Source organism: Streptomyces otsuchiensis, from assembly GCF_004305975.1.
In the GTDB taxonomy this organism is placed as follows: domain Bacteria; phylum Actinomycetota; class Actinomycetes; order Streptomycetales; family Streptomycetaceae; genus Streptomyces; species Streptomyces otsuchiensis.
In genome coordinates this window covers 1-21,520 of the sequence record NZ_BHZI01000075.1, presented here as the reverse complement: position 1 = coordinate 21,520, position 21,520 = coordinate 1, and the positions used below count along the sequence as shown (strand labels likewise).

General features: G+C 71.7%; 19 protein-coding genes and 1 tRNA gene. 5 read left to right on the top strand and 15 right to left on the bottom strand.

The genetic code is table 11. From position 1 onward, the window contains the following. Window positions 1-6 precede the first annotated feature (6 nt). From E0D90_RS09675 to E0D90_RS09650, 7 genes are all read right to left on the bottom strand, one after another. Complete coding sequence (locus tag E0D90_RS09675; RefSeq protein WP_130797363.1) at window positions 7-558, bottom strand: hypothetical protein; 552 nt, start codon at window positions 556-558, stop codon at window positions 7-9. Between the two features lie 312 nt (window positions 559-870). Next, window positions 871-2,115, bottom strand: coding sequence for a helix-turn-helix domain-containing protein (locus E0D90_RS09670; RefSeq protein WP_130797362.1), 1,245 nt, complete (start codon window positions 2,113-2,115; stop codon window positions 871-873). 104 nt (window positions 2,116-2,219) lie between these two features. Then, window positions 2,220-3,152, bottom strand: a complete 933-nt coding sequence (locus E0D90_RS09665) for a class E sortase (protein WP_227870106.1) — start codon at window positions 3,150-3,152, stop codon at window positions 2,220-2,222. 22 nt (window positions 3,153-3,174) lie between these two features. Then, on the bottom strand, window positions 3,175-4,776 hold the full coding sequence (locus E0D90_RS09660; protein ID WP_227870105.1) for a class E sortase: 1,602 nt from the start codon (window positions 4,774-4,776) through the stop codon (window positions 3,175-3,177). Window positions 4,777-4,818: 42 nt separating this feature from the next. Then, window positions 4,819-5,487 (bottom strand): aminodeoxychorismate/anthranilate synthase component II, encoded by a 669-nt coding sequence (locus E0D90_RS09655; protein WP_130797360.1) that lies wholly within the window; start codon window positions 5,485-5,487, stop codon window positions 4,819-4,821. A 14-nt stretch (window positions 5,488-5,501) separates the two neighbouring features. Next, complete coding sequence (locus E0D90_RS27155; RefSeq protein WP_170214953.1) at window positions 5,502-5,660, bottom strand: hypothetical protein; 159 nt, start codon at window positions 5,658-5,660, stop codon at window positions 5,502-5,504. Between the two features lie 236 nt (window positions 5,661-5,896). Continuing rightward, window positions 5,897-6,634 carry a DUF881 domain-containing protein gene (locus E0D90_RS09650; protein WP_130797359.1) on the bottom strand — a complete coding sequence of 246 codons (738 nt, stop codon included), beginning with the start codon at window positions 6,632-6,634 and terminating at the stop codon, window positions 5,897-5,899. 103 nt (window positions 6,635-6,737) lie between these two features. On the opposite strand from E0D90_RS09650, the gene E0D90_RS28285 reads away from it, so the two are divergent. Next, window positions 6,738-7,082: a cell division protein CrgA gene (locus E0D90_RS28285; RefSeq protein ID WP_265415946.1), complete on the top strand. Its 345-nt coding sequence runs from the start codon at window positions 6,738-6,740 to the stop codon at window positions 7,080-7,082. 316 nt (window positions 7,083-7,398) lie between these two features. Here the strand turns inward: E0D90_RS28285 and E0D90_RS09640 are convergent, their stop codons facing one another. Both E0D90_RS09640 and E0D90_RS09635 read right to left on the bottom strand, forming a co-directional pair. After that, window positions 7,399-8,292, bottom strand: a complete 894-nt coding sequence (locus tag E0D90_RS09640) for a rhomboid family intramembrane serine protease (RefSeq protein ID WP_130797358.1) — start codon at window positions 8,290-8,292, stop codon at window positions 7,399-7,401. 165 nt (window positions 8,293-8,457) lie between these two features. Continuing rightward, a complete protein-coding gene (locus E0D90_RS09635) occupies window positions 8,458-8,991 on the bottom strand; it encodes a peptidylprolyl isomerase (RefSeq protein WP_103500537.1) in 534 nt (177 codons plus the stop codon). Window positions 8,992-9,209: 218 nt separating this feature from the next. On the opposite strand from E0D90_RS09635, the gene E0D90_RS09630 reads away from it, so the two are divergent. Beyond that, window positions 9,210-9,923 carry a DUF5324 family protein gene (locus tag E0D90_RS09630; RefSeq protein ID WP_130797357.1) on the top strand — a complete coding sequence of 238 codons (714 nt, stop codon included), beginning with the start codon at window positions 9,210-9,212 and terminating at the stop codon, window positions 9,921-9,923. A gap of 260 nt (window positions 9,924-10,183) precedes the next feature. Here E0D90_RS09630 and pknB read toward each other — a convergent pair whose 3' ends face one another. The 6 genes from pknB to E0D90_RS09600 all read right to left on the bottom strand — a co-directional run bounded on the left by pknB (window position 10,184) and on the right by E0D90_RS09600 (window position 18,196). Beyond that, window positions 10,184-12,181 carry a Stk1 family PASTA domain-containing Ser/Thr kinase gene (pknB, locus tag E0D90_RS09625; protein WP_103502661.1) on the bottom strand — a complete coding sequence of 666 codons (1,998 nt, stop codon included), beginning with the start codon at window positions 12,179-12,181 and terminating at the stop codon, window positions 10,184-10,186. A 281-nt stretch (window positions 12,182-12,462) separates the two neighbouring features. Next, on the bottom strand, window positions 12,463-13,923 hold the full coding sequence (locus tag E0D90_RS09620) for a peptidoglycan D,D-transpeptidase FtsI family protein (RefSeq protein WP_130797356.1): 1,461 nt from the start codon (window positions 13,921-13,923) through the stop codon (window positions 12,463-12,465). Then, window positions 13,920-15,308 (bottom strand): FtsW/RodA/SpoVE family cell cycle protein, encoded by a 1,389-nt coding sequence (locus tag E0D90_RS09615; protein ID WP_103502663.1) that lies wholly within the window; start codon window positions 15,306-15,308, stop codon window positions 13,920-13,922. The genes E0D90_RS09620 and E0D90_RS09615 overlap by 4 nt, the downstream gene beginning before the upstream one ends. A gap of 31 nt (window positions 15,309-15,339) precedes the next feature. Continuing rightward, window positions 15,340-16,737 carry a PP2C family protein-serine/threonine phosphatase gene (locus E0D90_RS09610; protein WP_438827384.1) on the bottom strand — a complete coding sequence of 466 codons (1,398 nt, stop codon included), beginning with the start codon at window positions 16,735-16,737 and terminating at the stop codon, window positions 15,340-15,342. An 84-nt stretch (window positions 16,738-16,821) separates the two neighbouring features. Beyond that, window positions 16,822-17,325: an FHA domain-containing protein FhaB/FipA gene (locus tag E0D90_RS09605; RefSeq protein ID WP_103502665.1), complete on the bottom strand. Its 504-nt coding sequence runs from the start codon at window positions 17,323-17,325 to the stop codon at window positions 16,822-16,824. 10 nt (window positions 17,326-17,335) lie between these two features. Then, a complete protein-coding gene (locus E0D90_RS09600; RefSeq protein WP_130797354.1) occupies window positions 17,336-18,196 on the bottom strand; it encodes an FHA domain-containing protein in 861 nt (286 codons plus the stop codon). Between the two features lie 367 nt (window positions 18,197-18,563). On the opposite strand from E0D90_RS09600, the gene E0D90_RS09595 reads away from it, so the two are divergent. From E0D90_RS09595 to E0D90_RS09585, 3 genes are all read left to right on the top strand, one after another. Continuing rightward, window positions 18,564-18,647, top strand: a tRNA-Leu gene (locus E0D90_RS09595). Between the two features lie 379 nt (window positions 18,648-19,026). Beyond that, complete coding sequence (locus tag E0D90_RS09590; protein ID WP_227870104.1) at window positions 19,027-20,076, top strand: DUF3344 domain-containing protein; 1,050 nt, start codon at window positions 19,027-19,029, stop codon at window positions 20,074-20,076. A 70-nt stretch (window positions 20,077-20,146) separates the two neighbouring features. Further along, a complete protein-coding gene (locus E0D90_RS09585; protein ID WP_130797364.1) occupies window positions 20,147-21,451 on the top strand; it encodes a glycosyltransferase in 1,305 nt (434 codons plus the stop codon). Window positions 21,452-21,520: the final 69 nt, after the last annotated feature.

The following is a 21,520-nucleotide window of genomic DNA, read 5'->3' as shown; positions in this document are numbered from 1 at the left end:
GGGGGTTCACAGCGCGCGCAGCAGACGCCGGGCACCGACGAGCCGGTGGATCGGGCGGGCGGAGAGGGAGTAGAGGACCTCCACGTCCCGTCCGGCGGCGCCGCAGATCCGGTCCGGTCCGTGCGCGTTCACGCTGACCGGCCGCCCGGCGGCCAGCGTCGCCTTCTGGAAGTGGTGGTACGCCGCGTCGTCGGCCCAGCGGCGGAAGACCGTGGCGGGATCGGACCCGGCGCGGTCCGGGTCGCCCGGGTCGGTGCCGGTGGTGGCTCCCGAGGGGTGACGTTGCGCCGGTGACCGCAGCCCGGTGTCGTGCCGGTGGTCGAGGGCGTGGGCCAGACGCAGCGCCTGGCCGCGCATCCACCCCACCGCCGCTCCCGGGTCGCCGCACCGGCGGCCGCCGAGGTGCCACTCACCGGCCGCGCCCGGGCAGCGCGCCACGGTCTCGCACCAGTAGCCGTCGACGCGCCGCCGCACCTCGCCACCCCGCGCGGTGCCCGGCACGGGGCAGGCGGTGGCGGGCAGGAACAGGGGCCGCCGAGTCGGACGTCCTCCGCTCACGGCGCCGACTCCGGCGCGGGCACACCGGCGGAGGGCCGGGGTTCGGAAGGCTCCCGCTCCGGCCGGAGCGGCGACGGCGACGTGGCGCGCGTCGGGCCGGGGGCGCAGGCGTGGCGCTCGGCGCGCGGCATCGGCCTGCCGCAGTGCGTGCAGTTCGGGCAGAGCGGACGCCGGATGTGCTCCGGCGTCCCCGGCGGCCAGTCGATCGGCTCAGGCATGGTCAGCTCCCTCTCGGCAGGGACTGACCGTAGGGGCGGCGCGGGCGGGCGAGAGGCAGAGTTTCTGCCCTTCGCCCGCCCGTGCGAAGGGTGGCTATGCGGAGAGGACTCCGACCTTGACGGCGAGCGACGCGGCTCGTTCCCGGAGCGCGACGTTCCGGCTCTCCGCCTCTTCGAGCAGGATCGCGCGGGCGTACCCGTTGTAGCGAACAGTCTCCGGGGCCGCGAGGTAGGCATGCTCCAGGGTGGCGAGCGCGACGTCCGCACTTCCCGCGAGGTGGTGGCCGCGCGCCTCTTCGACGCGGTGGCGTGCGCGGCGCGGGCGGGACGGGATGGCGGAGGCGTCCACCCGCGCCGCCTGCCGCACCGACTCCCCGCCCGCTCGCAGTTCGACGGCGATGGTGACCGCGTGGGCTCCCATCACGGAACGCGAGAAGCTCGTGACCGGATGGAAGTACCCCCGGGGGAGCCGCGCGGCGATCGTGTCGGCCAGATCCCAGTGTCGCCATGCCGTTCCCGCGTCGCAGCGCCGGGCGGCGGTGAACCCCGCGGCCGCGTGCAGCGCACCGGTCATGGCCAGCACCGCGTGGTCGGCATCCGGCAGGTGCGCTTCCAGGTGGCGCAGGGCGCCTTCCGCGACGGCCGCCGCGGCGTCGAGGTGGTCCGTGCCCCTGTCCCTGTGTGCCTCGGCGAGGAGCCAGGCGGCGATCGCCACGGTGTGCGGGTCGCCCGAGTCGTGCGCGGCGACCATGCCGCGCTCGGCGACCCGCCACAGCAGGGGCGCGTCGGGTTGGTACGCCGCGAAGAACTGCGTGAGGAAGTAGACGTGGGCGAGGACGCTCTGTGCGGCCTCCCGGGCCGCCGGAGTGTCCGCCTGCCGTGCCGCGCACTGCGCGTCCGCGATCAGATCGGGCAGCAGGGCGCCCACCACCTCACGGTGGTTCGGGGAGGAGTGGCGGGCGGACCAGGCGCGTGCCAGGCGTGCTTGCAGGTGCACGGCCGACGGCGCGGGCCGGTCCCCGACGGTGGGGAACGCGTCCAGCGCCGCACGGACGTCGGGCAGTCGCGGGTGGCCGGGCCCGGCGAAGAGACTCCCGGACCGTCCGTCGTCGCCCGTGAGTTCGCTCAACTCCCGAACGCGCAGCGCTTCCGCGATGCGCAGCAGGATCGACAGCTTGGGCACCTGGAGCGCGCCGCTCTCGACCTGCTTCAGCCAACTGGGGGATCTTCCGAGGAGCCCCGCGAGAACCGGGCGCGACATACCGCGCCGGGTCCGCAGGATCTTCAACCGCTGGCCGAAGGCGATGGGTTCCGGGTCCGGGCTGGAGTCGGGGCGCATGCCGTCTCCTGTCTCTGGAGAGGTCGTCACCTTAAGGATAGGGCCGGTTCCGCTCCGTGCCGGGGCAGTTGGAGGAAGAGAGCCGCTCTCCGGGTGAACGGGCCTCAGCTTGCCTGGAGTTCCGGAGGCGGGGTGCGCTGTTCGTCGATGGGTTCGGTGCGGTCGAGTTCGCCCCACACGATGTACCGGAACGTCGACGTGTAGATCGGGGTGCAGGTGGTGAGGGTGATGTACTGCCCGGGTTCGGTGACTCCGGACTCCTCGGGGATCGCGTCGAGCACGGCCGTGTTGTACCGGGAGGTGGACGGCAGCGACGCGTAGACCTTGTAGATGTACCAGGTGTCCATGGTCTCGAAGACGATCGCGTCGCCGTCCTCCAGCCGGTGGATGTTGTGGAACTTGGCGCCGTGGCCGTCGCGGTGTGCCGCAAGCGAGAAGTTGCCCTCGTCGTCCCAGGGCATCGCCGACTCCACCGGCTCGTCGTAGTAGCCCGCGACGCCGCCGTTGAGGATGTCGAGATCGATGCCCTCCTTGACCAGGATCTCGTCCCCGGTCATGGCCGGGACGTGCAGGAAGCCGATGCCGTCCTGCGAGTCGTAGACCGGCGGTTGCTCCGGGTCGGAGGGCTCCTGCTGCTGCCACTGCTCGCGGACCGCGTCGCCGTCCTTGCGGGCCTCGTGGTTGGCGACGACATTGGTCCACCAGAGCGAGTACGCGACGAAGAGACCGAGGACGATGCCTGCGGTGATCAGCAGTTCGCCGAAGAGGCTGACGCCCGCGGTGATCACGCGGACGGTCCGGCTCGGACGGCGGGGCGCGGCGGGCTTGTCCGTGGCGTCGGTGTCTGCATCGGTGTCTGCGTCCGCGTCAGGGTCTGCCGCGTCGGAGTCGCGGTCGGCGTCCGTCGCGTCGGCGTCCGCGTCGGCGTCCGCGTCGGAACCGGACGCGGTGGTCTCGGGCTCCGTTTCCGCTTCCGCGTCTCTGTGCCGGTCGTCGCGGTCCTGTTCCGGGGCGCTCCCGGCCTTCTGCTGCTTCACCGGGTTGCTCCCTGGCTCCGAATCAGGTGACGAGGGCATCGGGCTTCCCCTCGGATCGTGGTTGCTCCGCCACCAGTTCGCCCCAGACGATCAGCCGGAACGTGGAGGTGAACTCGGGCGTGCAGGTGGTCAGCGTGATGTACCGACCGGGTTCGGTGAAGCCGCTCTCCGCCGGTACCGGGTCGAGGACCTGGATGTTGGACGGCGAGGTCGAGTCCAGCCGGCTGCGCGTCTCGTAGACGAAGTACGTGGACTCCGTCTCGACGATGATCGGGTCTCCCGGGTTGAGCCGGTTGATGTAGCGGAACGGCTCGCCGTGGGTGTTGCGGTGGGCGGCGAGACCGACGTTGCCCTCGTCGTCCCAGGGCATCGCGGTCGGCAGCCCGTCCTCCTCGGAGTACCGGCCGACCATGCCCCGGTCCAGCACGGAGGCCGGGTCGACCCCCTCGGCGATCGGCACCCGGACGTCGAGGGTCGGGAGGTACAGCAGGGCGAAGCCGTCGCCGGGCGAGAAGACTCCGGGTGAGGTGTCCGGCGGCTCGTCGGAGTCGGCGTCACCGTCGGTCGCGGCGCCGTCGCCGTCGCCGCTGCCTCCGGGGGCGGAGTCCCACTCGTCGAGCAGGGCGTCCGCCTGCGAGTTGGCGTGGGCGCGTGCCTCCACGTTGGTCCACCACAGCTGGTACGTGACGAAGAGCATCATCAGCGCGCCGGTGGTGATCATCAGCTCGCCGAAGACGTTGGCGATCTTGTTGGCGCGGGTCGCCTTGCGTTCACGCTCCGCCTTGCGGCGGGCGGCGCGTCCGCCGGTGGCGGGGGCCGTTTCGCTCGTGGTGGAGGTGCCGGGTGCCGGGACGGGCTGGGCGATGGGGTCCGCGATGGGGGCGACGGGGTCGGCCACCGGTCCGTCCGTCGCCGGTACGGGGTCCGCCGCCGGGACGGCCTCGATGACGGCGGTGGCGTCGTCGGGCCCGCTCGGGGGCGCGGTCGCCGACGGGCCCGCCCCCGTGGGCGCGGTGCGCGCGTGGGGCGGCCGGGGCACGGGGTCGCCCGCGACCCGGCGCAGACCGACCGTCTGCGGGTCGTGGGCGGCGTGCTGCGCGCCGTTCGGAGCGCCGGGGCGGACGGGGGCGCCCGGGGGCGCGAACGCGGACTGAGGGGAGGGCTGGCCGCCGTACGACGGTGCGTTGGCGCCCGGCACGTCCACCGACGGCCGGTCGGCGGACCGGTGACGTCCCGGCCGCCGGACGTCCTGGCCTGCCGGAGCGCCGGGGTGGACGGGGGCGCCCGGTGCGGCTGCCGGGCCCGTCGGGCCGGCGAGCGCGTCGGCGCCGCCGGGCTGCGGGAAGGGTCGCGCGCCCGGCTGTGCGCCCGCCGGACGGCGTCTGCGTCCGGTGGCCGGGCGGTCGCCGGACGGCCCCGCTCCCGGTTCCGGTTCCGGCTCCCAGGGGTCGTACCCGCTGTCGCCCGCGCCACGGTTCCCACCGCCGGAGGTGTACGCCTCCGGCAGCGGGTCGTTGAGCGGGTCGTTCAGGGCGCTGATCGCCGCCTCGTAGTCGACGGGCGGCCGTTGGGCGGTTCCGTCGTCGTCCGGGTCCCACCCCGGGGCGCCGCGCGACGCGTTCACCGCGGCTCCCCGTTCACGCCGCCTCCCGCTGCCACCGGCCGCTCACGCCGCCTCCCGGCGTCCGGGCCGTCCGACGACGGGCGCCAGGCCGTGGGAGCGCGCCGGGGCCTCGGTGTCGCCGCAGACGGCGAGCCAGTTGGCCAGCATGCGGTGGCCGCCCTCGGTGAGGACCGACTCGGGGTGGAACTGCACCCCCTCGACCGGCAGCGTCCGGTGCCGCAGCCCCATGACGACGCCCGGCGCTCCGTCGGGGCGCTCGGTGCGGGCCGTCACCTCGAACTCGGCGGGTACCGTCGACTCGGCGACGGCCAGCGAGTGGTAGCGGGTCACCGTGAACGGCGAGGGCAGGCCGTCGAAGACGCCGGTGCCGGAGTGCAGCACCGGCGAGGTCTTGCCGTGCAGCAGTTCCGGCGCGCGGTCGACGACGCCGCCGTAGGCCACCGCCATCGCCTGCATCCCCAGGCAGACGCCGAAGACCGGCACCCGGGTCTCGGCGCAGTGGCGGACCATGTCGACGCAGACGCCCGCCTCTTCCGGTGTCCCCGGCCCGGGAGAGAGGAGCACGCCGGCGAAGCCGCCCTCCTCGACATGGCCGGGACGTACCGCGTCGTTGCGCAGCACCTCGCACTCGGCGCCGAGTTGGTAGAGGTACTGGACGAGGTTGTAGACGAAGCTGTCGTAGTTGTCGACGACCAGAACGCGGGTACCCATAGCCGGACTGTTCCTCATCCCTCGACCGTGACGTCGTTGAAGGGCAGCAGGGGCTCGGCCCACGGAAAGACGTAGCTGAAGAGCAGGTAGACGACCCCGGCCACGAGGACTAGTGAGAGCAGGGAACGCACCAGTGCGTTGCCCGGCAGGTGCCGCCAGATCCAGCCGTACATGGTGGAGCTTCCCTCTCTGTCTCCCGCGGCGCGCCCCGTGGGGAGCGGCCCGCCCGCACCCGCCCCTCGGCGTGGCCGTGCGGCACCAGCGTACGACGCGTGCGCGGAGCGCCGGTGGGCATCGCGGTCATTGGGTGGCCGATCCGGTCACATCGGTGGTGCGCGCGGCGGCGGCGCCGGAGGCGGGCCGGTGTCGGCGCCCCGGTCACGGCGGCGCAGCGGTCACGCCGTCGCGGTCACTCGACGGGGCGGGCGTGCTGGAGTTCGGTGGAACCGGTGTAGCCGGGCAGCGTGGTCTCCGTGTGCTCGTCGAGCTTCCAGCCGAGGCCGTAGGCGTCGACGTAGAGCTGGTACAGCTCGATCGCGGGGGAGGTGTCCAGGGAGTCGCGCAGCTGCTCGGTGTCGCCGACGGCGGTGATCACGTACGGCGGGGAGTAGAGCTGGCCCTGGAGGATCAGGGTGTTGCCGACGCAGCGGACCGCGCTGGTGGAGATCAGCCGCTGGTCCATCACCTGGATGCCCTCGGCGCCGCCCGCCCACAGGGCGTTGACGACGGCCTGGAGGTCCTGCTGGTGGATGACGAGGTCGTCGGGGCGCGGGTCGCGGACGTCGGGGAGCAGCGGTACGGCGTCGGGCGGGGCGTCGGTGAGGGTGACGGTCAGGCCGCTGCCGGTCAGTTCCTTGAGGCCCGCGTCCTCTTCCTGGCCGGCGAGGCGTTCGGCGCCGGCCGGGTCGGCGGCGGCGTCGCGTTCGCGCAGCTGCTGCACCTCGGTGCGCAGTTCGGCGGCGGTCGCCTCCAGCCGGGCGTTCTCACGGCCCCGGTCGCGTATGAGGTCGGACATCTGGAGCAGTGAGTCGTCGCTGCGGATGTTGCTGCCGCCGGAGACACTGAAACTGGTCCAGAAGATGAGACCGGCGAGGGTGAAGACACCCAGGGTGCCCAGCCGCGCCGGACGGAAGCGGAAGTCACCCACCGCACCCTGCTCCCTTCATCGACACTTCACGCACTACGCTATCCGAACATTCCCGCACCGTGTTCCGCTGTGCGAGCGCAGCGCGTAGACAGGAGAGGCTCTCGTGCCGAAGTCCCGGATCCGCAAGAAGAAGGACGGCTCCGCTGCGAAGCCCGAGGGGCAGCAGGCGGTCGAGAGGAAGTCCTCCGACGCGAAGAGCGACAAGACAGACAAGGGTGACAAGAAGGTGGACCGGAAGCAGGCCACCAAGATCGACATGCGGTCGGGGGGTGCCCGCCGCTGGGTGGCGCCGCTGATGCTCGCGCTGTTCGTGATCGGCCTGCTGTGGATCGTCGTCTACTACGTCGCCGAGGGCGACCTGCCGATCGGTGCCATCGGCGCCTGGAACATCGTGGTCGGGTTCGGCTTCATCGGCGCGGGGTTCGTGGTTTCCACCCAGTGGAAATAGCGGCCGCGAGTTATCCACAGCTTCGGCGAACATCACAAAAGCTGTGGATAACTCGCCGTCACGGAGGGTCGCCGGGCGGCCGGAGCTGACGGCCGCACCCCTGTTCGCCTGCGGAAACAGGACTCGAACGCGGATTCGGAGCGTGTTGTCCACAAGTCGGCCAAGATCGGGTACCGGCTGTGGATAACCCGGTACCCCAGGGTGGTGGTCGCTGGTGGGAACGGGTGGGGTGGCCGGGTGAGGTGGGCCGCCGTCACGACGGCGGCCCGACCGGCCCGGCCCGGCCCGACCGCCGGCCGCCCGACGCCGATGCCGCTCAGAGCAGCTGGAGCGTGCGGGCCACGCAGACCCCGACCAGTACCAGCAGCACCAGCCCGCAGACCCCGGCCTGGTAGAGCGTGCGCCGCTCGCGCGGCGCGTGCACCATCCCGAACGCGATCGCCGCACCGGCGACCAGGCCGCCCAGATGCGCCTGCCAGGCGATGTTCAGCCCCGGCATGAAGGTGATCACCAGGTTGATCGCCAGCAGGATCAGCACCGGCCGCATGTCGTAGCGCATCTTCCGCAGCAGCACCGCCAGCGCGCCGAAGAGGCCGAAGATCGCGCCGGAGGCGCCGAGCGACAGCTGGTACTGCGAGGCGAGCGCGTAGGACGCGGTGGAGCCGGCCAGCGCCGAGATCAGATAGAGCGCGATGAACCGGCCGCGGCCCAGCGCCGCCTCCAGGTTCGGGCCGAGGAACCACAGCGCCACCATGTTGAACGCCAGGTGGAAGACCGCCTGGTGCATGAAGGCGGAGCTGAGCATCCGGTACCACTCGCCGGTGGCGACGCCCATCAGCTCGAACGAACCGGGGTCGCGCGCGTAGCCGAGCATCGCGAAGTCCGAGATCAGACGGAACTCGGCGTCGCTGCCCGAGAGGTACTCGGTGGCCTTGAGCCCGGCGAAGACCGCGAGGTTGAGCGCGATCAGCACGATGGTGACCAGGCGGGTGTCGGCGCGTACGGTGCCTCCGGCCAGCGTCCGGGGCCGGGTGGCGGCGCTGTGGGCGGCGGCGCCGCGCACGCACTCGGGGCACTGGTAGCCGACCGCCGCGTCGACCATGCAGTCCGGGCAGATCGGCCGCTCGCAGCGGGTGCAGCGGATGCCCGTCTCACGCTCCGGGTGGCGGTAGCAGACGGCCAGGCCCGGCTGGCGCTCGTACTGCGTCATGGTGTCCTCTCGCCCCTGCGGCCTGTGGTCGGCGCGTGTCCAGGGATCTTCCCCGCGCCCCGCGCGGCACACTCCGGCCCCCTGAATCCTACGGACCAGGGGGCCGGAATGTTCCCGGTGCGCGGTGGAGGCCGCAGCCGGGTCACGGAGCGCTCGCGGTGGCTCTCAGCCCTCGCGCGACTCGATGGTGACCGACTCGATCACCACGTCCTGCTTCGGGCGGTCGGTCCGGGAGTCGGTCGCGGTGCCGGCGATGGAGTCAACGACCTTCCGGCTCGCGGCGTCGGTGACCTCACCGAAGATGGTGTGCTTGCCGGTGAGCCAGGTGGTCGCACCCACCGTGATGAAGAACTGCGACCCGTTGGTGCCCGGTCCGGCGTTGGCCATGGCCAGCAGGTAGGGCTTGGTGAAGGCCAGGTCGGGGTGGATCTCGTCCCCGAACTCGTACCCCGGGCCACCGGTGCCGTTACCCAGGGGGTCGCCGCCCTGGATCATGAAGCCGCTGATGACGCGGTGGAAGACCGTGCCGTCGTAGAGCTTGGCCGCAGCGCGCTCGCCGGTGGCGGGGTTGGTCCATTCCCGGGTGCCCTCCGCCAGCTCGACGAAGTTCTTGACCGTCTTCGGCGCGTGGTTCGGGAAGAGCTGGACCTCGATGGGGCCATGGTTCGTCTTCAGGGTGGCGAAGAGCTGCTCGGCCACGATGTACCTTCCGTCGTCCTTGGGCTGACGGTGCACGATCCTCCCATGCCCGCGCGACACGCGGTGCCCCGGATGCCCGTTTCGCGTGCCTGAGACGCTGCTAACCGGCATGATTTGCGTACGAGTGGACAGGCGGCACAGCGGAGCAAGGCGTCTATGACGGCTGGATGACCGCACGAAGACCGCAACAGCGAACCACCGACAGGAGGGTCTGTCCCGTGAACCGCAAAGAACGCGTGCGCGCCGCCGGCGACAACGCGAGGGAAACCGCGCGCACCGCGGCGGAGGCGGTAGGACCGTACGCCGCGACCGCCAAGGAGTCCGCGGTGCACTACGCACACGAGGCGGGAACGTACCTGAAGCCGCGTGCCAAGAAGGCCGCGGCCAAGGCTCGTGACAACTACGAGTCGCACCTCGCGCCCCGCCTGGAGCAGGCGCGGCACTCGCTGCCGGACGGCGTCGACGAGGCGGCCGGCAAGGCCGCCGACCGTACCCGCACCGCGGCCCGCAAGGCCAAGGCCGCCGCCGCGCCGCGCCTGGAGCAGGCCCGCGCCGCCGCCGGGCCCGCCGCCGAGAGGGCGGCGGCGCGCTCCGCGGCCGCCTACGCGGGGCTGCGTGGCGATCTGAGCGCCAAGGACATCCGCAAGGCGGTGCGCCGCCGTGAGCGCCGCGCCAAGGCGTGGACCGCCACCAAGTGGGTCGGCGCCGCGGGCGTCGTCGCCGGTGGCGCGTACGCCGTGTGGAAGTGGTGGGAGCGCCAGGCCAACCCGGACTGGCTGGTCGAGCCGCCGGCCGCCACCGAGGTCGGTGCCGACGGGTACGCCTTCGAGGACCGCGCCCCCGGCCACCGCCACGACGCGGTGGACCAGGAGGTCGAGGCCAAGCAGGCCGACGCCGACGCCGAGGCGCGGGACGCCGGCGAGCGTTCCTGACACACCGGCCGGGCGACCGCCCGGCCCCGGCCGACGGTGACCGGCCGCTCGGACGGCCGGTTCCGACGGCGACGCGGTGAGGGCGGACCCATTGGGGTCCGCCCTCACCGCGTGGTGGAGCCGGTTGCGTTCAAGCGAGGCGGGGCGCTTCACGCGGGACGGGGGCGCGCGGTCACCCGCGCGCCCCCGTCCCGGCCGTCGTCTCCGGCTACTCCGGTGATTCCGGTGATTCCGGCGATTCCGGCGATTCCGGCGTTCGGTCAGCCGCCGAGGCCGCCGAGGAAGCCGGGCGGACCGTCGTCGTCATCCCCGTCGTCCCCGTCGTCCCCGTCCCCGCCACCGTTGTTGGTGTTCAGGGTGACCTGGTCACCCTCCTTCACCTTGGTTCCCGGGGGCGGGTTGGAGCCCGCGACCACGGCGTCCTCGCCGTCCGGGCCCTGCACGGAGACCTGGAGTCCCTGCCCCTGGAGCTGGTCGCGGACCTCCGTGAACGGCCGTCCCACGATGTCCTGCGGGATCTCGATCTCCGGCGGCTGCTCCGTCGGCTGGGCGATGACCAGGTGCACCGAACTGCCCGGCTGCACGGCCTCGCCCGCGCGGGGGCTCTGGCTGATCACCGTGTCGGGATCGCGGGAGTCGTCACGCCGCCGTTCGGCGGTGACGCTGAACTGGTTGTCGCCACCCTCCAGCTGGGCCTTGGCCTGCTCCAGGCTCAGCCCGGAGACGTCCGGCATCGGCAGGGTGTCGGGGGCCGTGGCGACCGTCAGGGTGACCGTCGATCCGGGCTCCACCTCGGACCCGCCGACCGGGTCCTGCTCCAGGACCGTGCCGGCTTCCTCGCTGGTGGTCTCGGTGGTCTCCTGCTCCGGCTCCAGACCGAGCTCCCGCAGCTGTTCCACGGCGCTGTCGTAGCTCTCGCCGATGAGGTCGGGCAGTTCCACCGCCGCGGGGCCCTCCGACATGGTCAGGTAGATCGTCCCGCCTGCCGCGATGGTCTCGCCGGGAGCGGGGTCGGTCTCACAGACCGTCCCCTCCGCGTAGTCCTCACAGGGCTTGCTGTCCCGTTCCTCGACCTTCAGCCCGATGCTCTCGGCGCGTTGCTCCGCCCTCTCGACGGTCTCGCCCAGCAACTGGGGCACATCCGGATCCGAGGCGGGCTGGTCGCCGAACAGGGACCGCCCGATGAAGATCGCGCCGACCAGCACCAGCACACCGGCCAGGATCATCAGCGCCATGGAGAGGTTGTTCTTCTTGCGCCGGTCGGGACGGTCGTAGTCCCCGTAGTTGTCGTAGTCGTTGCCCGACGACGGCATCATCGTCGTGGTGGGGCCGCCCCGCTGCGGGGTGAGCGCCTGGGTGGGGCGGTCGTCGTAGCCGCCGTACCCGGCCGCGCCCATGGCCGCCGCGGCGGCGATCGGGCGGCCGTCGAGCGTCGCCTCGATGTCGGCGCGCATCTCGTCGGCCGACTGGTAGCGGTAGTCGGGGTCCTTGGTGAGGGCCTTCAGCACGATCGCGTCGGTGTCCGGCGGGATCTCCGGGTCGAAGACGCTCGGCGGCTGCGGTTCCTCCCGCACGTGCTGGTAGGCCACCGCGACCGGGGAGTCCCCGACGAACGGCGGCCGGACGGTCAGCAGCTCGTACAGCAGACAGCCCGTGGAGTACAGGTCGGAACGGGCATCGACGGTCTCGCCCTTGGCCTGCTCGGGCGAGAGGTACTGCGCGGTGCCGATCACGGCCGCCGTCTGTGTCATGGTCATGCCGGAGTCGCCCATCGCACGGGCGATGCCGAAGTCCATGACCTTGACCTGGCCGTTGCGGGTCAGCATCACGTTGGCGGGCTTGATGTCCCGGTGCACGATGCCGTTGCGGTGGGAGTACTCCAGCGCCTGGAGGATGCCGATGCACATCTCCAGGGTCCGCTCCGGGAGCAGCTTCCGGCCGGAGTGCAGCAGCTCCCGCAGCGTCGAGCCGTCGACGTACTCCATCACGATGTACGGGATGGAGACGCCCTCGACGTAGTCCTCGCCGGTGTCGTAGACCGCGACGATCGCCGGGTGGTTCAGGGACGCGGCGGACTGGGCCTCACGGCGGAAGCGGGCCTGGAACGTGGGGTCACGCGCGAGGTCGGCACGGAGGGTCTTGACGGCGACAGTACGGCCCAGACGGGTGTCGTGGGCGAGGTAGACCTCGGCCATTCCTCCGCGGCCGAGCACGTGACCCAGCTCGTACCGCCCGCCGAGGCGACGCGGCTCTTCCATGTCTCCAGCCCTCTCCGTTCGTCCCGGCCCACTATCGGGCGCGGGCGGTGTGCTGCGGGCCTAGGTGACCCGGGGATACGGTACCCGGCGGGCCGGGGCCCCCGGGCGGTGGTGGCCCGCCGATACCCAACCGGTACAGCGGAACGGCCCCCCATCCCCGGTAGGACGCAGAACGCCGCCGCGCGGTTCTCCCGGCCCTCACCGGCCCCGGCCTGACGGCCGCCGGCGGCGACGGGGAGAACCGCGCGGCGGCGCTCACACGGTGCGGAACATCACCCGGATCAGTTCGGGAGGACCGCCTCCATCACGGCCTTCGCCACCGGCGCGGCGAGCCGCCCGCCGGAGACCTCGCCCTCGCCGCTGCCGCCCTCGACCACCACGGCGACGGCGACCGGCGAGCCGTCGTCGGTCTTCGCGTAGGAGACGAACCAGGCGTAGGGCGATTCCTTGTTGTCCACGCCCTGCTGGGCGGTACCCGTCTTGCCGCCGACCCGGACCCCGGGGATCTCGGCGGGCTTGCCGGTGCCGTCCTCGACGGTGACCTCCATGGCCTCCTGGAGCGCCTGGGCGTTCTCCGGGGAGAGCGGCCGGCTCAGCTCGGTCGGCTGGTGCTGCTCGACCACGTTGAGGTTGGGGGCGACCAGCTGGTCCACCATGTAGGGCTCCATCAGCTTGCCGTCGTTGGCGATGGCGGAGACCACCATGGCCATCTGGAGCGGCGTGGCCCGGTTGGACGCCTGGCCGATACCGGCCTGGGAGTTCTGCGGCCGGTTGTCCTCGGGGTAGGAGCTGACGGCGGAGCGGACCGGGATGTCGTGGAACTCGTTGAAGCCGAAGGACTCGGCTGCCTCGATCATCGTCTCGTTGCCGAGGTCGGCGCTGATCCCGAGGAAGACGTTGTTGCAGGACCACTGGAGGCCGACGATGATGTTCGCGTCCTCGCAGCCGACGTTGTCGATGGAGTTGCCGACGGTCCGGCCGTCGGTGTCGGGCAGCTCGAACGGGACGTCGTAGTCCGTCTCCTGCTCGACGTCGTCCAGCAGCCCGTTCTCCAGTGCGGCGGCGGCGGTGACCAGCTTGAAGGTGGAGCCGGGCGGGTACGTCTCGCGCAGTGCGCGGTTGAGCATCGGGTCGTTCTCGTTGTCGTCCTTCTGCAGCGCGCTCCACGCCTCGCCGTCGTCGCTGCCGAGCCCGGCGAAGCTCGACGGGTCGTAGGACGGCTTGGAGACCAGGGCGAGGATGGCTCCCGTCTCCGGGTTGATCGCGGCCACGGCGCCGTTGCGGTCGCCGAGGGTCTCGAAGGCGGCGCGCTGGGCGTCCTCGTTGAGGGTGGTGATCACGTTGCCACCCTTCTTGTCCTTGCCCGTCAGCATGTCGATGGTGCGGCTGAAGAACAACCGGTCGTCGTCGCCGGTGAGGATGCCGTCGTAGAGGCTCTCCAGCTGGGTGGTGCCGAACCCCTGGGAGGCGTACCCGGTGACCGGCGACCACATCTCGCCGTCGGTGTAGGTCCGCTTCCACTCGAAGTCGGTGCCGCTGGTCTCGGTGGAGCCGGTGATGGCGTTGCCGTCCACGATGATGTCGCCGCGCGGGTGCGCGTAGCGCTCGATCGCCACGCGGCGGTTGTGCTGGTCGTTCTGGAGTTCATCGGACTGGATGAACTGCACGTAGTTGACGCGGAGCAGCAGCGCGAGGATGAGCAGGCCGCAGAAGACGGCGACCCGTCGCATTGGTTTGTTCACGCTCGGACCACCTGAGTCTGTTCTGCGTCCGTGCTGGACGCCGGTACGGGGGCGGGTCGACGGGCAGTGTCGCTGATCCGGAGTAGGAGCGCGATCAAGGCCCAGTTGGCGATGACCGAGGACCCGCCCTGCGCGAGGAACGGCATCGTCATGCCCGTCAGCGGGATCAGGCCGGTGACGCCGCCGGCGACCACGAAGACCTGGAGGGCGAAGACCGCGGAGAGACCGACCGCGAGCAGCTTGCCGAAGGGGTCGCGGGCGGCCAGCGCGGTGCGCAGCCCCCGCTCGATCAACAGTGCGTAGACCAGCAGGATCGCCATCATCCCGACCAGGCCCATTTCCTCGCCGACGGTGGCGAGGATGTAGTCGCTCTTGGTGGCGATGCCGCCGATCAGCCGGGAGTAGCCCTCACCGAGGCCGGAGCCGAGCAGTCCGCCGGAACCGAAGGCGTACATCGCCTGCGCGGTCTCGGTGACGCCGCCGTTGTCGCCCAGCTGCAGCGGGTTCAGCCAGTTCTGGACGCGCACGCCGACGTGGTAGTTGAACGAGGCCACGAAGACGGCGCCGCCGACGGACAGCAGCAGGCCGAAGACGATCCAGCTGGTCCGCTCGGTCGCGACATAGAGCATCACGACGAACATGCCGAAGAACAGCAGCGACATCCCGAGGTCGGTCTCGAAGACCAGGATCATCAGGCTGACCGCCCAGACCATCAGGATCGGTCCGAGGTCGCGGCCACGCGGGAGGTAGATCCCGAGGAAGCGGCGGCTGGCGAGTGCGAGGGCGTCGCGCTTGACCATCAGATAGCCGGCGAAGAACACGGCGATGACGATCTTGGCGAACTCGCCCGGCTGGAGGGAGCCGACACCGGGGATGCGCACCCAGATCCGGGCGCCGTTGGTGTCGGCGCCGAAGAACAGCGGCAGCAGCAGCAGGACCAGCGCCACCACCATCGAGATGTAGGTGTAGCGCTGGAGCACCCGGTGGTCGCGCAGGAAGATCAGCACGGCCAGGAACAGACCGACGCCCAGCGCCGACCACATCAGCTGCGCGGGGGCCGCGTCCACCGGCTGGAGCCGGGGTTCGTGGTCCAGCCGCCAGATCAGGACCAGCCCCAGCCCGTTGAGCAGGGTGGCCAGCGGCAGCATCAACGGGTCGGCGTACGGGGCCCAGCGGCGCACCACCAGGTGCGCGACGCCGGCGATGGCGCCCAGACCGAGGCCGTAGGCCACCATTCCGGCGGGAAGCGAACCGTCCAGCGCCATACCGGTGTTGGCGTAGGCCAGCACCGGGACGAGGACGGCGAAAGCGAGCATGACCAGCTCGGTGTTCCGCCTGCTCGGCGTACCGACACTGGCCACGGTGGTGTTCGCGGTGCTGCTCATGGCTCGGCTTCTCTCAGCGTGGCGGCATGGCTCAGCTGGTGCACTGGCGGGCCAGCCGCTGCTGGCTCTCGGAGAGGGAGGGGAGTTCGGCGTCGGACGCGTTCTCGTCGGCCCGGACGGCTTCGCGCTCGGCCTGGAGGCGGCAGGCCTCGGCCTGGTCGGCGAGTTCGCTGATCTTGGTGCGCGCCTCGGCCAGGTTGTCGGTGGCGATCGCGTTCTCGACCTCGCTCCGCTGGAAGGCGGGCAGGTCGGAGAGGGCGATCTCCGGGTGGTCCTCGTGGACCTGGCTGAGGCTGAGCGGGCCGAGATCCTGGCTGACGCCCTGGTAGACGGCGACGTGGTCGTCGTTGGCGGCCACGTAGTACTGGTTCTGGGTCCAGCGGTAGCCGGCGTACGCGGCGGCGCCGAGGAGGGCGAGGACCAGCACCACCAGGGCGATGCGCTTGAACCAGAGGAGTCCGGAGCGCCGGGGGAGGTACTCGTCGTCGGTGAAGGACCCGAAACTGCCGATGACGCCGTTGCCGTCGTCCCCGGCGCCGTCACCGGAGCCGGCCGGACCCGGCTGGGGCCGCTTCAACTCCGCGGCGCGGGAGGCGGGGGTCTGGGTCACCGGTCCGCCGGGCGCCGGCTGGTTCTCGGCGACCGCGCCGACGATCTGCGGGGCGTCGCTGTACCGGGAACCCTCGGCCTCGCCGCTCTGGCCCTGACCGACATCGAGGACGTCGGCGATGATGCAGGTGATGTTGTCGGGACCGCCTCCGCGCAGCGCCAGTTCGATCAGCTCGCGGATGGTCTCCTGCGGCGGCGCGAAGGCGCCGAGCGTGTGTTCCATTGTTTCATGTGAAACAACGCCGGACAGGCCGTCCGAGCAGACCAGGTAGCGGTCACCGGCGCGCACCTCGCGGATGGAGAGGTCGGCCTCGACGGAGTCGGCGCTGCCCAGCGCGCGCATCAGCAGGGAGCGCTGCGGGTGGGTGGTCGCCTCCTCCTCGGTGATCCGGCCCTCGTCCACCAGCCGCTGCACCCACGTGTGGTCCTGGGTGATCTGGGTGAGGACGCCCTCGCGCAGCAGATAGGCGCGCGAGTCGCCGACATGGACCAGGCCGAGCCGCTGGCCGGTCCAGAGCATGGCGGTCAGGGTGGTGCCCATCCCGTCGAGCTGCTGGTCCTCCTCGACCATGGAGCGCAGGCGGGAGTTGGCGTGCTGGACCGCGGCGTCCAGGGACGTCAGCAGATCCGAGCCGGGGATGTCGTCATCGAGCTGGACGAGTGTGGAGATCACCTCGGAGCTGGCGACCTCGCCGGCGGCCTGGCCACCCATGCCGTCGGCGATGGCGAGCAACCGGGGGCCGGCGTATCCGGAGTCCTCGTTGTGGTCCCGGATCATTCCGGTGTGGGACCCGGCGGCGAACCGCAGTGTCAGACTCATGCTCGCCTCACCAGTCGGTTCCGGGCCGCGCCGGTCGCTCCGCCGCATGGTGCCCGCCCTGTACTCGTCATAGTCGGGTTGACCCTACTTCCGCAGCTCGATGACGGTCTTGCCGATCCGGACCGGCGCTCCCGGCGGGATGGGCATGGCCGTGGTGAGCCGGGACCGGTCCAGGTAGGTGCCGTTGGTGGAGCCGAGGTCCTCGACGATCCACTGGCCGTCCTGGTCCGGATAGATCCGGGCGTGCCGGCCGGACGCGTAGTCGTCGTCGAGCACGATGGTCGAGTCGTGTGCCCGGCCGAGCGTAATCGTCTGCCCCTGGAGGGCGACAGTGGTTCCGGTGAGGGAGCCCTCGGTGATCACCAGCTTCGTGGGCGCCCCACGTCGCTGGCGGTTGCCGCGTCCCGAGGACTGCTGGCGTCGCTGCGGCTGCGGACGCTGCTCGGGAGCGCCGCGGCGCGCGGTCGCGCGCTGTGTGACACGTGTGCCGAACAGGTCGCTGCGGATGACCTGTACGGCCACGATCACGAACAGCCACAGCACGGCGAGAAAGCCGAGCCGCATGACCGTCAGGGTCAGCTCTGACATGGCCCCCGATTCACCCTTCGGCTTGCCGGTAGATGATGGTGGTACTGCCCACGACGATCCGTGAGCCGTCGCGGAGCGTAGCGTGTTTGGTGGGGTGCCCGTCCACCACGATGCCGTTGGTGGAGCCGAGATCGCGCACCGTGGCCGGTTCCGATGCCTGGATCTCGCAGTGTCGGCGGGAGACGCCGGGGTCGTCGACCCGTACGTCCGCCTCGGTGGAGCGGCCCAGCACCAGCGTGGCGCGGGAGATCTGGTGGCGGGTGCCGTTGATCTCCACCCAGCGGCGCGTGCGGTCGCCCGCTCCGGCACCGCTCGTGCGGTAGCCGCCCGGCGCGGACGCCGGCGGGGGCGGCGCGGGTACGCCGTACCCCTGGCCCGCCGCCGTTCCGCCGCCCTGGCCCGGGTAGCCCGCGGAGCCGCCGTGCGTGGCGCCCGGAGGTGCCGACGGCGGGGGGCCGGCCGGTGCCGGCGGGCCGCCCATCGGCGCACCGGAGGCAGAGGATGCCAGCGTGCGGCTGCGGACCCGGTAGAGGCCGGTGTCGAGGTTGGGCGCCTTCTCCAGGCTGACCTTGATCTCGCCCATGAAGGTGTACCGCTGCTGCTTGGCGTACTCGCGCACCATCCCGGCCAGCTCTTCGGAGAGCTGTCCGGAGTAGGGGGCGAGCCGGTCGAAGTCGCCGGCGCTCAGCTCCACGATGAAGTCGTTGGGAACGACGGTGCGCTCTCGGTTCCAGATCGTGGCGTTGTTGTCGCACTCACGCTGGAGCGCCCCGGCGATCTCGACCGGCTGCACCTCGGACTTGAACACCTTGGCGAAGGTGCCGTTGACCAGGCCCTCCAGCCGCTGCTCGAACCGCTTGAGTACTCCCATGGTGCACCTCCTTACTCCGGTGTACCCGGCGTCTGTGCGCTTCCCGTCACGGCACGAGCCCCGGTGTGCCGTGCGGCGCGCCGGTGCGGTCAGCGGTCATGCTTACTGATCGTATCCACGCGCGAGTGAATCGGCTGGTTCCCGGTCGGACCCGGCCGGTGGGTCGTGCGCGCGTGATCCCCCCTGGATCGTAGAGCGGATCAGAACACAGTGTCCCGCATACCCGGTAGGGGAGGTGGCGCACCGCTCGGGGGGCCGCGCATACGGATGTGAGACCGGGGGCGGACCCGTGCTAACGTTCTTCATGTCGCGAGGCGCTCCGACACCCGGAACGGGTGCAGGGCAGGCGCTGAGAGACACACCCAATGCGCGGGTGGCGGAATAGGCAGACGCGCTGGATTCAGGTTCCAGTGCCCGAAAGGGCGTGGGGGTTCAACTCCCCCCTCGCGCACAGTGAGCGAAGGCTCCCACCGATCTCGGTGGGAGCCTTCGTCGTTCCCCGGTGGTGTGACCTCTCTCACCGCGCGTAGGGGCGTGCGCGCATCTCGCCGCGCGGTGAAGCGTGCGCGGTCTCGGGGGTGGTGAGCCGGGTCGCCCGGTTCGCCGGAGTCAATGCGGCCGCGCCGGGCGGTGGGGTGGTCCCCGTCATGAGCAGCGGAAACGTGCCCACTTAATCCGGCTCATCGGATTGTGTGAGTATTAGTTGAACGGTTCAACGCCGCGCGTTGCACGGGATTTCACATTTCCGGTCTGTAAGAGTTTTCTCCAGCTCACTGGAAAGAGAGTTGGAGATCCTCATGCGTTTCCACCCCAGACGTGTGGGCCGCGCCGTGCTCTGTGTATTCGCAGTGCTGGCGCTGTCCGGAATCATCCAGACCGCGGCCGCGCAGTCCCTGGCGTCGGCCCCCTCGGTTCCCTTCTCCGAGCGTTACCGCGTCCAGCAGAACGGCGGCATCTCCCGCGCCGCCAACTCCGCCATCACCTGCGTGAACCCGGTGGTCGCGGGCGCGCCCTCCTGCAACCAGGCACAACGTGGAGCCGTCGCCCGCAACGGCGACTACGAGATGTTCTACACCGATATCGATGACGATCCGAACACCTACAACTCCACCAGTGCGGAACTCCGAATTCCCGACGGAGCCCGCGTCACCCACGCCCGGCTCTACTGGGGTGGAAATCTCCGGGTGGGTGAACAGAAGCCGCACGCCGACAACGGGCGCGTTCTCATCGCCGAACCCGGCGGCCGTTACAAGGTGTTGCGCGCCGATTCGATGATCGGCCATCGCGTCACCGACCACGACGACGCGTTCACGGCCTCCGCCGATGTCACCGCACTCGTCCGCGACTCCCGTCAGGGCGCCTGGACCGTCGCCGACATCAACGTCGCCATGGGGCACTCCGAGGCCGGCGCCTGGGGCGGCTGGACCCTGGTGGCCGCCTGGGAACACCCCGACGCACCGCTGCGCGACCTGGTCCTCTACGACGGCTTCCGCTCACCCGGCGCCGAGGGCGACGTCACCATCGACGTCGCGGACCTCGACGCCGCCCCCGGCGCCTCCGGCCGCCTCGGCTTCGTCGGCTACGACGGCGACCGCGGCAGCTCCGGCGAGACCCTGAGCGTCACCGCCGACCGCCGTGCACCGGTCCGCCTCTCCGACGCCGCCAACCCGGCCGCCAACGTCCTGAACTCCACCATCAGCGACCTGGGCACCCCCGTGACCACCCGCACCCCGGCACACCACAACACGCTGGGCTACGACTCCGACATCATGGATCTCACGCCCGCGCTGAACCGCGGCGCCGAACGGCTCTCCGTCGGTTTCGGCGGCAGCGGCTACCACCTCGGCGCGGTCTTCCTCCAGGCCGACGCCCGTGGCTGAGACCACCGCCACCACGGCGGACGTGACCGGCGACCCGGAACGGACCGGCACCGCCGCCCGGCCCCGGGCCATCCACGCACCCCGGGCCGCCACCTACCCCCGGCAGCTCACCGTCCTGCACATCGCCCAGCCCGCCGACGGCGGCGTCGCCCGCGTCGTCACCGACCTGGTGCGCGCCCAGCGCGCCGAGGGGCTGCGGCCGGTCGTGCTCTGTCCTCCCGACGGGCTCGGCGAGGCCGCCGAGGCGGCGGGCGCCACCGTCTGCCCCTGGTCCGCCGCGCGTGAACCAGGCGCCCGGGTGGGGCAGGAGTCCGCCGCCGTCGCGCGCATCGTGCGCGAGATCGGACCGGACCTCGTCCATCTGCACAGCGCCAAGGCGGGGCTGGCCGGCCGGCTCGCCCTGCGCGGCCGGCTGCCCACCGTCTACCAGCCGCACGCCTGGTCGTTCGAGGCGGCCGGCGGGCTCACCGGCGCCATGGCGCTCCGCTGGGAGCGGTACGCCGCGCGCTGGGCCCACCAGATCGTCTGCGTCAGCGAGGATGAGCGCCGCCGCGGCCAGCGCGCCGGCGTCCGCGCCCGCTGGACGGTCATCCGCAACGGCGTCGATGTCGCCCACTACGAGAACGTCGCCCCGGCCGCGCTGCCGGGCGCCGACGGCGCGGGCGCTGGGCGCCTCCCGGCGGAGGACGACCCGGCCGGCGTGCTCCCGGCGGAAGGCTCCCCGATCGAGGACGCGTTCGACGTGGGCGACGTCCTGGACCGGTTCGACGCCGTGCCGGAGGCCGGGTTGCCGGAGACCGGAGCCCCGGTGGTCGTCTGCGTCGGCAGGCTCTGCCGCCAGAAGGGCCAGGACGTGCTGCTGCGCGCCTGGCCGGACGTCACCTCCCGGGTGCCCGGCGCCCGGCTGGTCCTGGTCGGTGACGGACCGGACGAGGCCGCGCTGCGGGCCGCCGCGCCCGAGGGCGTGGAGTTCGTGGGCGCCGTAACCGACGCCGCGCCCTGGTACTCCGCCGCCACCCTGGTCGTCGCTCCCTCCCGCTGGGAGGGCATGGCCCTGGTACCGCTGGAGGCCCTGGCCAGCGGGCGTCCGGTGCTGATGAGCGACGTGTCGGGAGCGCGCGAGAGCCTGCCCCCGGCCCACACCGCGCTCTGCCTGGTCCCGCGCGAGGACCCGGTGACCCTCGGCCGGGCGATCGTCCGCCTGCTCAACGACCCGGTACGCGCCCGTGAACTCGGCGAGCAGGGACGGCGCTTCGCCCGCTCCGAGCACGACGTGTCACGCGGGGCCGCCGCGCTCTCCCGGCTCTACCGCGGGCTCCTGTCCGGCTCCTCGCCCCGATCCCCGCTCAGTGCAAGGGAGTTCAGCAGGCCATGACGACGGAACGCACGAGCGCCTCCGCTCTCGGCCGGCTCGTCTCCCGGCCCGGCCCGTCCACCACCTTCC